The sequence below is a fragment of the Brevundimonas sp. genome (assembly GCF_016463485.1).
GTDB lineage: Bacteria > Pseudomonadota > Alphaproteobacteria > Caulobacterales > Caulobacteraceae > Brevundimonas.
Window position 1 is genome coordinate 1 of sequence record NZ_JAEMRD010000101.1, and the last position, 12,396, is coordinate 12,396.

15 protein-coding genes are annotated in these 12,396 nt (G+C 68.5%); 4 read left to right on the forward strand and 11 right to left on the reverse strand.

What is annotated here, in order from left to right; translation table 11 throughout:
• The 10 genes from trpA to JHC99_RS13340 all read right to left on the reverse strand — a co-directional run.
• A partial coding sequence (gene trpA, locus JHC99_RS13295; RefSeq protein WP_292154864.1) for a tryptophan synthase subunit alpha occupies positions 1-642 on the reverse strand: 642 nt, incomplete at its 3' end.
• A complete protein-coding gene (locus JHC99_RS13300) occupies positions 639-1,064 on the reverse strand; it encodes a hypothetical protein (protein WP_292154865.1) in 426 nt (141 codons plus the stop codon). The genes trpA and JHC99_RS13300, both read right to left, overlap by 4 nt.
• A 109-nt stretch (positions 1,065-1,173) precedes the next feature.
• Positions 1,174-1,638, reverse strand: a complete 465-nt coding sequence (locus JHC99_RS13305) for a hypothetical protein (protein WP_292154867.1) — start codon at positions 1,636-1,638, stop codon at positions 1,174-1,176.
• The gene (locus tag JHC99_RS13310) at positions 1,635-2,126 is read right to left on the reverse strand and encodes a hypothetical protein (protein WP_292154868.1); all 492 of its coding nucleotides are present in this window, start codon (positions 2,124-2,126) and stop codon (positions 1,635-1,637) included. The genes JHC99_RS13305 and JHC99_RS13310 overlap by 4 nt, the downstream gene beginning before the upstream one ends.
• Positions 2,127-2,142: 16 nt before the next feature.
• Positions 2,143-3,357, reverse strand: a complete 1,215-nt coding sequence (trpB, locus tag JHC99_RS13315) for a tryptophan synthase subunit beta (RefSeq protein ID WP_292154869.1) — start codon at positions 3,355-3,357, stop codon at positions 2,143-2,145.
• A gap of 32 nt (positions 3,358-3,389) precedes the next feature.
• Complete coding sequence (locus JHC99_RS13320) at positions 3,390-4,031, reverse strand: phosphoribosylanthranilate isomerase (protein WP_292154870.1); 642 nt, start codon at positions 4,029-4,031, stop codon at positions 3,390-3,392.
• A 32-nt stretch (positions 4,032-4,063) separates the two neighbouring features.
• Positions 4,064-5,278, reverse strand: coding sequence for an FAD-binding oxidoreductase (locus JHC99_RS13325; protein ID WP_292154871.1), 1,215 nt, complete (start codon positions 5,276-5,278; stop codon positions 4,064-4,066).
• Between the two features lie 31 nt (positions 5,279-5,309).
• Complete coding sequence (locus JHC99_RS13330; RefSeq protein WP_292154872.1) at positions 5,310-6,062, reverse strand: pseudouridine synthase; 753 nt, start codon at positions 6,060-6,062, stop codon at positions 5,310-5,312.
• Positions 6,063-6,087: 25 nt separating this feature from the next.
• Positions 6,088-7,011 carry a class I SAM-dependent methyltransferase gene (locus JHC99_RS13335; protein WP_292154873.1) on the reverse strand — a complete coding sequence of 308 codons (924 nt, stop codon included), beginning with the start codon at positions 7,009-7,011 and terminating at the stop codon, positions 6,088-6,090.
• Positions 7,012-7,061: 50 nt separating this feature from the next.
• Positions 7,062-7,556: a hypothetical protein gene (locus JHC99_RS13340; RefSeq protein ID WP_292154874.1), complete on the reverse strand. Its 495-nt coding sequence runs from the start codon at positions 7,554-7,556 to the stop codon at positions 7,062-7,064.
• Between the two features lie 105 nt (positions 7,557-7,661).
• Between JHC99_RS13340 and pgi the strand changes: the two genes are divergently transcribed.
• Positions 7,662-9,278 carry a glucose-6-phosphate isomerase gene (pgi, locus tag JHC99_RS13345; protein WP_292154875.1) on the forward strand — a complete coding sequence of 539 codons (1,617 nt, stop codon included), beginning with the start codon at positions 7,662-7,664 and terminating at the stop codon, positions 9,276-9,278.
• Positions 9,279-9,336: 58 nt separating this feature from the next.
• Here the strand turns inward: pgi and JHC99_RS13350 are convergent, their stop codons facing one another.
• A complete protein-coding gene (locus JHC99_RS13350; RefSeq protein WP_292154876.1) occupies positions 9,337-9,879 on the reverse strand; it encodes a hypothetical protein in 543 nt (180 codons plus the stop codon).
• Between the two features lie 175 nt (positions 9,880-10,054).
• Between JHC99_RS13350 and JHC99_RS13355 the strand changes: the two genes are divergently transcribed.
• From JHC99_RS13355 to JHC99_RS13365, 3 genes are all read left to right on the forward strand, one after another.
• Entirely contained in the window at positions 10,055-11,416 is a 1,362-nt protein-coding gene (locus JHC99_RS13355; protein ID WP_292154877.1) for a tetratricopeptide repeat protein, read from the forward strand.
• A 188-nt stretch (positions 11,417-11,604) separates the two neighbouring features.
• Positions 11,605-11,889: a co-chaperone GroES gene (groES, locus tag JHC99_RS13360; RefSeq protein ID WP_271146281.1), complete on the forward strand. Its 285-nt coding sequence runs from the start codon at positions 11,605-11,607 to the stop codon at positions 11,887-11,889.
• Between the two features lie 55 nt (positions 11,890-11,944).
• Positions 11,945-12,396: TCP-1/cpn60 chaperonin family protein (locus JHC99_RS13365; protein ID WP_292154878.1), on the forward strand; the 452-nt coding region annotated here is incomplete at its 3' end.

Genomic DNA, 12,396 nt, shown 5'->3' on the forward strand with positions numbered 1-12,396 from the left:
GAACCCGACCGCGACCGGCAGGCCGATCGCCGCCCGCACCCGCTCCACCGCCGGGGCGACGGAAACGGCCTGCGCCTCCTTGACCCCCGTCACGCCCGCGACCGAGACATAGTAGACGAAGCCCGAGGTCCGCCGCGCGATGATCTTCAGCCGCGCATCGTCCGACGTCGGCGTGGCCAGCCGGATCAGCGAGACCTGGGCCGCATCCAGGGCGTCCGACAGGGGATCGGCCTCTTCGGGAGGGCAGTCGACGACGATACAGCCGTCCACCCCGGCCGCTGACGCATCGCGCGCGAACGCCTCATACCCGTAGGATTCGATCGGGTTCAGGTAGCCCATCAGGATGAGGGGCGTGTCGGCGTCGCCCGCGCGGAACGCCGCCGCAAGATCGAGCGTGCCCCTGAGCGTCAGCCCGGCCTTCAGCCCCCGCAGCGCCGCCCGCTGGATCGGCGGCCCCTCGGCCATCGGATCGCTGAACGGAAAGCCCAGTTCGATGATGTCGGCCCCGGCGGCGGGCAGGCCGCGCAGGATCTCCAGCGCCTCGTCGCGCGTGGGATCGCCGGCCATCACATAGGCCACGAACCCGGCCCGGCCCTCGGCCTTCAGAGCAGCAAAACGGGCGTCGATACGGGCGGTGGTCATTCGGCGGGTCTCAGGACGGGGCAGCGGATGTCGGGATCTAGAGAAATTACCACAATACCAGGATCGTTCGGTCTCGGTCGTGGCGTTCGCTCGAAATCCCACATTCCCGCAATCGTCAGGCGTTGGCATTTGCCGTCAGGCAGGACGCGCGTCATCCACAGTGCGATCCCCGCTCCACCGGCGTCGGTCCATCCACGTTCGCTCGCTGCCCGGACGTAGGCGAAAGCCAGGTCGTTGACACGGCTCAACGGTGCCCCGAGGCATTCAAATGCCTCTCCATCCTCGGCCAGTGTCTCGCGAAGGCCCAGGCAATCGGGCGCAGGTTGCACGCCTTCCAGCATCGGGAAATCGAGGACACCGGGCATCACCACCGTCGGTGAACCTTGAACCATCGTGGCGGCTGCGAACAAGGCAACGATCATCGCGCGCCAGACTCCATTGCCGCGCAAACACGAGCTTGGCCAGCCGTGTCCCTAGGCGAGCCTGGGCCAACCCGATGCACCGAAGCGCGTTGGACGATAGGGGCCATCGTCATTCGGCAGATCCCGGAGACGTCGGGCTCTGGCCAGAGGCGGGCCCGCCTGAGGCAGGTCTGGGCGGCGGGCAGGTTCCGGCCGGGTCGACAGCGAACAGCAGATAGGCGGGGTCACCCGGTGCCATGGCTTCGGTGCCGGGGAAGGCCGCGATCGACAGCCGCTGGCATCCGCCGTCGTCGAGCGGACGGATCATCATCAGGGCGTTGGCGGCCCCTCCGGCGTCCTGCCAGCCCCTGGCCTTGGCAGCCTCGATGTACTGAAAGGCCCGTTCGTTGCCGAGGGCGACCGTCGTGGCGAGACAGTCGAACGGCTTGCCCAGGCCCTCGAACCGCTCGCGCAGACCCATGCAGTCCGCCGATCGCGTCGTGCCGTCGAGCATAGGCAGGCCCAGAGCCTCGGGCAGGACCACGGCGGGCGCGGCCTGCGTCATCACCGCCGCGATCAGGGCGAGGACACTCATTGCGCCGGTGCCGATCCGGGGGGAGCCGCGCAGACATTTCCCGGAATAGTCGCGAAGCCGAGATAGCCCAGGCTGGTCGGCGAAGCCGGACGCGTGGTGTCATAGAAGGCCTGCATCTGCATGCCGTCGCAGCCGCCGCCGTCACGACGACGCACGAAGACGACCCGGTTGTCGTCGCCGCCGGCCGCCAGCCAGCCCTTGGTCTCCAGATCAGCGATATAGGCCTCGGCGACCGTCCCCACATTGGCCATCAGGGCGGCGACGCAGAAGGCCTTGCCGTTCAGGCCATACAGATTGCCGCAATCCGGCGCGGGCTCCGCACCTTGAAGCACCGGTATGTCCGTCGCCGGCCCGCCCTGGGGCCCGATCGGCTGGGGCACGATGGGCGCGGGTGCCGTGGTCTGCACCCCATCCTGAAGCGGGGCCTGGGCCTGGGCCACGCCGCAGAGTGCGAGGGCGGTGGCGAGGGCTGCGATCACTGTCTTCATAAGCAACTTTCGAACCCTAGAGCTCGACTCCCAGATGTTTGGCCACCGCGAAGATGTCCTTGTCGCCCCGCCCGCACATGTTCAGCACCACGTCTCCGCCCGCGCCGACCTCGTTGGCGATCTCGCCGATCCGGGCCAGGGCGTGGCTGGGCTCCAGCGCCGGGATGATCCCCTCCAGCTTCGAGCACAGCTGGAAGGCTTCCAGCGCTTCGTTGTCGGTCGCCGCGCGATATTCGGCCCGGCCGATGTCCTTCAGCCAGGCGTGCTCCGGCCCGATGCCCGGATAGTCGAGGCCCGCCGAGATCGAATGCCCCTCGAGAATCTGGCCGTCCTCGTCCTGGAGCAGATAGGTCCGGTTGCCGTGCAGCACGCCCGGCCGCCCGCCCTGGATCGAGGCGGCATGATCCGGCCCATCAAGGCCGCGCCCCGCCGCTTCGACGCCGATCAGGCGAACGCCCGCATCCTCGATGAAGGGATGGAACAGGCCGATGGCGTTCGATCCGCCGCCGATCGCGGCCACACAGGCGTCCGGCAGCTTCTCGCGCCGGGCCAGCATCTGGATCCGCGTCTCCTTGCCGATCACGGACTGGAAGTCGCGCACCATGGCCGGATAGGGATGCGGTCCCGCCGCCGTGCCGATCAGGTAATAGGTGTCGCCGACATTGGTGACCCAGTCGCGCATCGCCTCGTTCATCGCGTCCTTGAGCGTGCCACGACCCGAAGTCACCGGCACCACCTCGGCACCCAGCAGCTTCATCCGGAACACGTTCGGCGACTGACGCTCCACGTCGGTGGCACCCATATAGACGACGCACTGCAGGCCGAACCGGGCGCAGACGGTCGCCGTCGCCACGCCGTGCTGGCCGGCACCCGTCTCGGCGATGATCCGCTTCTTGCCCATCCGCATGGCCAGCAGGATCTGGCCCATGCAGTTGTTGATCTTGTGCGCGCCGGTATGGTTCAGCTCGTCGCGCTTGAACCAGATGTTGGCCGCGCCGTAATGCTGGGTCAGCCGCTCGGCCAGATACAGCGGGCTGGGCCGCCCGACATAGTGGGTCAGGAAGTCGTCCAGCTCGGCCTGGAAGGTCGGGTCCGCCTTGCACGCCTCGTACGCGGTGTTCAACTCCAGCACGAGGGGCATCAGGGTCTCGGCCACGAACCGCCCGCCATAGGGGCCGAACCGGCCCTCCGCGTCGGGCATGGCGTACTGGTTGGGGATGATGGCGTTCACGGGCAGGACCTTCACGCGGGGAGGCGTCGGAATTAGGACCGGGCCACAGCCTCCAGAAAGGCCGCGATCCGGCCGGCGTCCTTAACACCCGGGGCGCTTTCGACGCCAGAGGACACATCGACCAGCGGTGCGCCCGAAACGCGCACGGCCTGTGCGACATTGTCGGGCGTCAAGCCTCCCGCCAGGAACCAGGGCTTCTGGAATGTCCGTCCGGCCAGCAGCCCCCAGTCGAACCGCGCCCCGACCCCGCCGGGCAGGGCCGATCCCTCTACCGGCTTGGCGTCGAACATCAGGTGATCGGCGATCGGCTCCCAGTCCGCCACACCCCCGAAATCTGCCTCGGTCCTGATCGGCAGGGCCTTGATGATCCCCGCCCCCGTCAACCGCCGTATCTCAGCCGCCCGCTCTGGCGTCTCGGCCCCATGCAACTGGATGAAGTCCGGCCTCAGGATCAGCCCGATCTCGGTCAGCAGCATGTCGCCCGGATCGACCACCACCGCCACCACCTTGGCCCGCCCCCGCGCCCGCTCGAACAGGGTTGCGGCGTGCAACGGATCGAGATGACGCGGGCTCTTCTCGAAGATCACCGCCCCGACAAAGGCCGCGCCGTGGTCGAGGGCGGCGTCGAGGGTTTCAGGGGTGGTCAGGCCGCAGATTTTGGCATGGGTCGTCATGGATCCCGAGGTGCGCGGACCCAGGCCGCAGGTCAAGCCCGGTACAGCCCCGCGTCCGGATCGCTACCGCCCCGGACCTCCGCCGCCACGATCTGGGAGGCGATGACCGAATAGGTGATGCCGTTGCCGCCGAAGCCCATGACGGCCCAGGCGTGGTCCATCCCCTCGACCGGCCCGATCGACGGCAGGCCCGTCGCGCTCTCGCCGAACGCCCCAGCCCAGCTGTAGTCGATCTCGAACTCGATCTGCGGCAGCAGCCGTTTCAGCTTGTCGGCGATGGTCGCGCATTTGCGGCGACCCTTGGCCTCGTCCTCGTGCGCGATCGGGGAGGCCTCGTCCTCGCCGCCGACGATCAACCGCCCGTCCCCGCCCATGCGGAAATACAGGTAGGGGTCCGACGCCTCCCAGACCAGCATGTCCCGCAGCCAGGCCGGGCATCGCTGGCGCGGTTTGGACGCCATGGCCCAGGTCGAGATGACCTCCGCACCCGGCGTCGGCACCCCCTTGGGGAATTCGTAGCCGCAGCAGAACACCACCGACTTCGCCCGCACCGCATGGCCCGCGTCGGTCAGCAGGGTGACGCCGTCCGGATCGCTGGCCGCCTCCAGCACCTCGACCTGGGAATAGACTTTTGCCCCCCGCGCCTGTGCCCGCCGCAGCAGACCGGCCGCCAGCCGGGCCGGATCGCCGCTGGCCGAGCCCGCCGAGACGATCGCTCCCGTTCGCTCGATTCCGAACCGTTCGCGCAAGGCCGCCGGGCCGACGTATTCGCTCTCCAGCCCGATCCCGGCCCGCGCCTCGGCCTCCGCCTCCAGCGCCCGGTGGCCGTATTCGTCGCCCGCCAGATAGAGCGACGACTTGTCCTTCAGGCCACAGACGATCCGTTCCTCCGCCACGATCGCCTTCAGCGCGTCCACCGCCGAGCGCGACCGCAGATAGGCCCGCTTCGCCCTGGCCATGCCGATCTTCTCGGCCAAGGCCGTCAGCGGCAGGTCGACCTCCCATTGCAGCAGGGCGGTGGAGGCCACGGTCGATCCCATCAGCGGCGGACGCCTGTCCAGCACCGCCACCGGCCCGTCCTTCGACAGTTCATGGGCCATGAAGGCCCCGCTGATCCCCGCCCCGATGATGGCGACATCGACGCTGATCGCCCGATCCAGCGGCCGCACCGGCACGCCCAGGCCGGGACTGTCCGCCCACAGCGACCGGCCGGTCCTGAGATCACGTTTGAGGGTAGCGCCGGTCATGAACTCTCCGATCAAGCGGAGCAGTAGTCCGTCAGGCGAGCCTTGGTTCCGCCGCGAAGATCAGTTCGATCTGCGGCCCGTCCAGCAGCCGCCACTCCCCCGGTTCCAGATCGTCGGGCAGGACCAGCCCGCCCATCCGCTCGCGGTGCAGGGCCTCGACGTGATTGCCGACCGCCGCGAACATCCGCCGAACCATGTGATAGCGCCCCTCGGTGACCGTCAGCCGCGCCTCGATCGGCGAGAGCACCTCGAGCGACGCCGGTGCCAAGGGTTTGTCCTCGCCCTCCAGCACCAGACCGCCGGCTGCGAACAGATCGCCCTCCGTGCCGACCAGCGGCCGCGCCAGGGTCGCGCGATAGACCTTGGCCACATGCTTCCTGGGGCTGATGACCCGGTGCAGCAGGTCGCCGTCGTCGGTCAGCAGCAACAGCCCCGAGGTCTGCTTGTCCAGCCGCCCGATGGTCGAGATCGCCGGATCGCGCCTGCGCCACCGGTCGGGCAGGACGTCATAGACAAGCGCCCCGTCCTCCTTTCGCGAACAGGTCATCCCCAGCGGCTTGTTCAGCATCATCACCAGGCCGGGCACGGGATCCAGCGCCTCGCCGTCGACCTCCATCCGTTGCGACAGGTCGGGCGTCACCGCGATCCGCCGGGACACATCGGTCAGGTCCGCGCCATCCAGCACAATCCCCCCGACCTTGCCCAGCCGAGCGATCTCGCTACGCGAGCCATAGCCCATGGAGCCGAGGAGTTTATCGACGCGGGATGTCGGGGCTTTCGTCATCGCGCTGCTTGCGACCGCAGGGGGTTCATTTCACGCACTCGAACAGCTTGTAGGGCCCGCCGTCACCGGCCGGGGTGACCCGCTTGAACGCCGCCTTCAGCTCCGCCTCATAGGGGAGGTGCCGGTTGGCCACGAGCCACAGGACACCGCCCTTGCCTAACATCTCGGCCGCCTTCCTGATGAAGGCCTGACCCAGCCGACGGTCCTCGGCGCCGCCGTCGTGGAAGGGCGGGTTCATCACGATGAAATCCAGATCGGCCGCGCCCTCGATGGTCCGCGCATCGGCCCAGTCGAACGTGACCCGCCCGTCCTCGACATTGCGCCGCGCCGCCTCGACCGCCCGCCGGTCCAGATCGACCAGCCGCAGCGAGGTCACAGCCGCCGACCTCAGCACCACCGTGGCCAGCGCCCCGTAACCGCAGCCCAGATCGGCACCCGCGCCCTTCAGCGGCGGCATGGTCTGCGCCAGCAAGGCCGATCCGGCGTCGATCCGGTCCCAGGCGAACACGCCCGGTTGCGACCAGGCCTCCAGCCCGTCGACCCGCTGCATCGCCCCCGCCGCGATCGCGTCGTCGATCGCCCGAACAGACTCTGGCATCATCTCCGGCCGGATCACCACGCAGCGCCGGTGGTGCGCCTTTGCCGTCTCGCCGACCTCGACGCCGAAAGCCGTCAGTTCCTTCTTGAGCCGCGATCCGCCCTTGTCCTTGGGTGCCATGACGTCCAGCCGCCCGCCGACCTTCAGGGCCCGCAGCGCCAGCGCGAGGGTGTAGCGCCGCTCCAGCACCCCCGGCGGCGCATAGATCATGGCCTCGTCAATCGACCCGGCGTCCAGGCTCTCCAGCGCGGTCGATCCGGGGATCAGGGGTGAGGTCTGGATCGCGCCGGCCTCGCCGGTGGCGGGCGGATCGAACACCAGCGGCGGCCGGCCATAAAGGATCGTGGTCATGGCCGGGACTTAACCGTCCGGCGGGCCCGCGTCACCCTCGATGCTTGAGCCTAGCCCGGGACGCCGGACTGGGCGTCGGGCTGGGGCGGGGTGGTGATGACCTCGACATTGTCGTTGAGCAGATAGGACAGTTCCTCCAACGCCACGGCGCGGGCGGCCGGGGTGGCGGCGGTCTCGACGGCTTCGAGCTTTTTCGGAATGTCCTCGGAGATGCCACGCAGGATGCATTTCAGGTCGCCGTCGGTTCCCCGCTCCTTGAGGATCAGGTGGGCCTGCATGTCTGTAGTCGACAGGGCCTGGGCGCGGGTCTTGAAGGCGGCGTAGTCGGCCCCGGCGAAGAAGCCCGAGGCATCGGCCGCGCCGTCGGCCTTCCAGGCATCGACAACGGCCTTCAGCCCGGTCGATCGGGTCACGATGTCGACGAACAGGGGCTCGGACGCCACCGAGACGGGGGCACCGACGACAGCGGGGGGCTGGGCGGCGGCCATGGCGACGTTGGGGTCGCCCATCATCAGGGCCAGGCTCAGGGCGATGCCGCAGGACATGGAGGTCTCCTTCACGATCACTTCGGGAGTCGACAGGGACAAAGCGATTGAACCGGAATACGCCTGACCCGTAAACGAGACCTTGAGAACCGTTAAGGATAAGCGATGCCCGCAGCCTCCCCCCACGCCGACTGGACCGCCTTCGACGCCGCTGCCGCAGGCGACGCCGATGCCCGCATCGTCGATCAGTTCGCGGCCGACCCCGCCCGGCTGGAGCGGATGAGCGTGGAGGCGGCGGGTCTGTATCTGGACCTGTCGAAACAAAGCTGGACCAGGTCCGCCTTCGAGGCCTGTCTGGAACTAGGGCGCACGGCTGGCGTCGAGGCGGCACGCGACCGGCTGTTCGGCGGCGAGGCCATCAACTCGACCGAGGGCCGGGCCGTGCTGCATCCGGCGTTGCGCGCCAGGGCAGGCGCGGACTTCCACGCCCTGGGCGAACCGGTGTCGGCTGAGGTGGATGACGTGCGCCGCGCCATGGCCGACTATGCCGTCGCCGTGCGGTCGGGGTCCGAGACGGGCGCGACCGGCAAGGCGTTCACCGCAATCGTCCACGTCGGTATCGGCGGCTCGGACCTGGGGCCCCGCGTGGTCTGGGACGCGCTGCGACCCTTGCACCCGGCCATCGACCTCCGGTTCGTCGCCAACATCGATCCGCGCGACATGGCCGAAGCCCTGGCCGGGCTCGATCCCGAGACCACCCTTGTCATCGTCGTCTCCAAGACCTTCACCACCCAGGAAACCCTGGCCAACGCCGAGGTCGCCAAGGCCTGGCTGGCGCAGGCCCTCCCTGAGGCGGGCCGCGAGCGACATTTCATCGGGGTCACGGCGGCGCCGGATCGCGCCCAGGCCTTCGGCTGCGGCCGCACCTTCGCCTTCCGGGACTGGGTCGGGGGGCGGTATTCGCTGTGGTCGGCGGTGTCCCTGAGCTGCGTCATCGGCCTGGGCCCCGATGTGTTCGAGGCCCTGCTGGCCGGCGCGGCCGAGATGGACGACCATTTCGTCGCCGCACCGCTGGACCGCAACGCGCCGGTCCTGCTGGCGCTCGCCCAGGTCTGGAACGTGGACGGTCTGAACCGTCCCGCCCGGACGGTCGCCCCCTATGCCCACGCCCTGCGCCGCCTGCCCGCCTTCCTGCAACAGCTCGAGATGGAGTCGAACGGCAAGCGGGTGCATCGCGACGGGTCGCCCGTCACGCGCCAGACCTGTCCGGTCGTGTTCGGCGAGCCCGGCACCAACGGCCAGCATGCCTTCTTCCAGCAGATCCATCAGGGTCCGCAGGTGGTGCCCGCCGAGTTCGTGATCGTGGCGAAGACCCACGAGGATGCCCCGGAAGCGCCCCTCTGGTCCAACGCCCTGGCCCAGGGCCAGGCCCTGATGCTGGGCAAGAGCTCCGAAGAAGCGCGCGCCGAGCTGCTGGCCTCCGGGGCCGACGCGGTCGAGGCCGACCGGCTGGCTACGCACAAGACCTTCCCCGGCAACCGCCCCTCGACGGCCATCGTCATGGACCGGCTGACACCCCGGACCCTGGGGGCCTTGTTGGCCCTCTATGAGCACAAGACCTTCGTCGAAGGCGTGATCTGGGACATCAACAGTTTCGACCAGTGGGGCGTCGAACTGGGCAAGGTCCTGGCCAAGGCGATCCTGAAGGACGTCGACGCGGGCGGACCGTCCGCGGCGCTCGATCCTTCGACGGCGGGCCTGCTGACGCGGTTGCTGGGCTAACCGACATGAAAACGGGCACCGAAGCGCCCGTTTTACGATCCTGACAGCTCGCGGTCTGCTACCAGCGGCGGTCGCGACGGTCGCGCCGATCGTCCCGACGGTCCCGACGGTCGTCACGCAGCTGGCGACGCTCGTAGCGGTCATAGCCGTCGCGGCTGTTGATGCCGTGCTCGCGCTCCCAGTGGCCCCGATTGCGCCAGCAGCGGCCGTCACGGCGATACCCGCAATCGTCCCGATAGCTTGAGCCATAGTAGCTGGAACCATAGCCGTTGCCGTAGCCATAGCTGCTGCCGTAACCGCTGCCGTAATAGCCGGGCGCATAGCCGTAGCTGTACGATCCGCCGCGATAGGAGCGGTTGTCGCTCGACGCCGCAGCCCCCAGGGCCGCACCGGCCAGAGCACCGCCCGCGACGTAGGAACCGTCGCCGTTACCGATGATGGCGCCGGCCACCCCGCCGACCACGGCACCCAGAAGCGCGTTCTCGGCGGTGTTGTCGTTGCGGTCGCGATGGCGGCTCTGGGCATCGGCGGGCGCGGCGGCCAGCAGGGTCAGGGCCAGCGCAGGCGCGGCGACGGCGGCGAGTTTGGCGAACATCTTCATCTCTGGTCTCCTCCAATAGCCCGTCGGCCCCCGCCGATGGTGTTGCACAAGGTCTAGCTTGACCAGTCTGAACGTCTCGGCAGGTTGCCGTTCATCTGGCGTTCATCGAGCGCCGGTCGATCGGGCCTTGTCGGTGCCCCAGCCTCCCCCTACCGTCAGGGCGAAAGGCTCTGAAATGACGCGACTTCCCGCCATGGTAATCGGAGCAGGACTGGCGTGCGCCGTCCTGTCGACGGTGCCGGCCCGGGCCGCCGTCGTTCATGAACCTGCCGTACAGACCGACAGCGGGATCGCCGCCGCCCGGGCCCTGGCCGACGCCGGCAACGTCAAGGGCGCGGTCGACGCCTATCTGGCCGCCGCGACCACGCTTCGCGACGCCGACAAGTTCGATGAGGCCGCCACCGCGGTGGAGGCAGCGATCGCCTTGTCGCAAACCGTGGCGCCGCTCGGGGCCCTGGCCCGGCTGCGTCAGGACCAGGGCCGCTATGACGACGCGCTCGTCCTGCTGGACCGCGCCCTGGCTGTCGCCGACAGCGATCCCGTGCAGGAGGGCCAGCTCCGTTACGACCAGGCCAAGGCCTACGATTCCCTCGGCCGCAACGAAGAGGCCGAGGTCGCGGCGCGCGCCAGTTACGACCTGCGTCGGGTCAACATCGGTCAGGTTCACGAGAAGACCGCCGACGCCCTGAACCTCTACGCCAATGCCCTGTCGGCACAGGGGCGCCACGCCGAGGCCGACCCCGCCTATCGCCAGGTGCTGGGCATGTACGAGGTCCTTTACGGGCCCAAGGATTTCCATCTGGCCATCGTCCTGTCCAATCTGGGTAATTCGTTGCGTCGCACCGGCCGGGGGCGGCAGGCCAATCCCCTGTATCGCCGGGCGGTCTCGGTCGCCGAGGTCTCGGACGACAAGGTGCTGCTGGCCCAGTGTCTGACCAACTACGGCTGGTATCTGCATACACAGGGCGACGGGCGAAAGTCCGAGGCCATGTTCCAGCGTGCCCTGGCCCTGGCGCTCGACATCGTCGGCCCTGACCATCCCTTCACCGGCGTGGTCCGCGCCAACATCGGCTATGCCCTGGCCGACCAGGGCAAATACGCCGAGGCCGAAATGGCCTTCGCCGAGGGGCAGCGACTGCTGGAGGCGGGGCTAGGCGCTGACAGCCCCGACATCGTCGATACACTGGCCGGTCACGCCGATGTCCTGACGGCGCTCGACCGACCCCAGGAGGCCGAGACCCTGTACCGCCGCGTCCGCGCCATCACCACCAGTCGCTTGGCACCGGCTCACCCTGACACCCTCGGCGAATCCAGCCGTTACGCCCGCTTCCTCCTGAGCCGCGACCGTCCACAAGACGCCCTGGCCGAGCTGCGGACCTCGCTCGCCGCCCTGACCGGGCGCGAAGGCGGCGGCCGCGACTGGCGCACCAGCGTGCGCGGCGCCGGCCCCCTGTTCGAACGCCGCGTCGAGGCCAGCTGGCGATTGGCGGCGGTGGCTCCGGCTTCCGCAGGCCCCGAGATGGTGGGCATCCGCTGACACTTCCCCGGTCGCGACCGCTTCACGTCACCGAAAATTCGCAAGCGCAGCCGATAGGCTCGCCTTGACGCTGGGGGGCCGCCCCCCTACTTGCAGCTCGCGTTAGCACTCGTGAGGTCCGGCTGCCAAAAGCCGGCGCCGGGTAGCTTGCGAGGAAACTTTTAGAAGTCACATCGGAGAATAGACAGATGGCGTTTCGTCCTCTCGGCGATCGCGTGCTGGTCAAGCGCGTGGAAGAAGAGTCCAAGACCAAGGGCGGGATCATCATCCCCGACACGGCCAAGGAAAAGCCTCAGGAAGGCGAAGTCATCGCCGTCGGCCCCGGCGTCCGTGACGACAAGGGCGTGGTCAACGCCCTGGAACTGAAGGCCGGCGACCGCATCCTGTTCGGCAAGTGGTCGGGCACCGAGGTCAAGCTGGAAGGCGAAGACCTGATCATCATGAAGGAATCCGACGTCCTGGGCGTGCTGTAAGCACACCGGCGCTTCGACCTTCTTCAACGAAATCAATATTTAGGAGCTGCCCTCAATGGCTGCCAAGATCGTACAGTTCAACACCGACGCGCGCGACAAGATGCTGCGCGGCGTCAACGTCCTCGCCAACGCCGTCAAGGTGACCCTGGGTCCCAAGGGCCGCAACGTCGTGATCCAGAAGTCCTTCGGCGCCCCGCGCTCGACCAAGGACGGCGTCTCGGTCGCCAAGGAAATCGAGCTGGAAGACGCCTTCGAGAACATGGGCGCCCAGATGATCCGCGAAGTCGCTTCGAAGACGAACGACAAGGCGGGTGACGGCACCACCACCGCGACCGTGCTCGCCCAGTCCATCGTCCAGGAAGGCCTGAAGGCCGTCGCCGCCGGCATGAACCCGATGGACCTGAAGCGCGGCATCGACAAGGCCGTCACGGCCGTCCTCGCCGACATCAAGGCCTCGGCCAAGAAGGTCGAGAACAACTCCGAGATCGCCCAGGTCGGCACCATCTC

What these genes read in the sequence shown, in the direction of transcription:
- JHC99_RS13300 (WP_292154865.1), bottom strand. Translation starts at nt 1,064, where the DNA reads ATGATCGTTGCCTTGTTCGCAGCCGCCACGATGGTTCAAGGTTCACCG.
- JHC99_RS13305 (WP_292154867.1), bottom strand. Translation starts at nt 1,638, where the DNA reads ATGAGTGTCCTCGCCCTGATCGCGGCGGTGATGACGCAGGCCGCGCCC.
- JHC99_RS13310 (WP_292154868.1), bottom strand. Translation starts at nt 2,126, where the DNA reads ATGAAGACAGTGATCGCAGCCCTCGCCACCGCCCTCGCACTCTGCGGC.
- JHC99_RS13320 (WP_292154870.1), bottom strand. Translation starts at nt 4,031, where the DNA reads ATGACGACCCATGCCAAAATCTGCGGCCTGACCACCCCTGAAACCCTC.
- JHC99_RS13325 (WP_292154871.1), bottom strand. Translation starts at nt 5,278, where the DNA reads ATGACCGGCGCTACCCTCAAACGTGATCTCAGGACCGGCCGGTCGCTG.
- JHC99_RS13330 (WP_292154872.1), bottom strand. Translation starts at nt 6,062, where the DNA reads ATGACGAAAGCCCCGACATCCCGCGTCGATAAACTCCTCGGCTCCATG.
- JHC99_RS13335 (WP_292154873.1), bottom strand. Translation starts at nt 7,011, where the DNA reads ATGACCACGATCCTTTATGGCCGGCCGCCGCTGGTGTTCGATCCGCCC.
- JHC99_RS13340 (WP_292154874.1), bottom strand. Translation starts at nt 7,556, where the DNA reads ATGTCCTGCGGCATCGCCCTGAGCCTGGCCCTGATGATGGGCGACCCC.
- pgi (WP_292154875.1), top strand. Translation starts at nt 7,662, where the DNA reads ATGCCCGCAGCCTCCCCCCACGCCGACTGGACCGCCTTCGACGCCGCT.
- JHC99_RS13350 (WP_292154876.1), bottom strand. Translation starts at nt 9,879, where the DNA reads ATGAAGATGTTCGCCAAACTCGCCGCCGTCGCCGCGCCTGCGCTGGCC.
- JHC99_RS13355 (WP_292154877.1), top strand. Translation starts at nt 10,055, where the DNA reads ATGACGCGACTTCCCGCCATGGTAATCGGAGCAGGACTGGCGTGCGCC.
- groES (WP_271146281.1), top strand. Translation starts at nt 11,605, where the DNA reads ATGGCGTTTCGTCCTCTCGGCGATCGCGTGCTGGTCAAGCGCGTGGAA.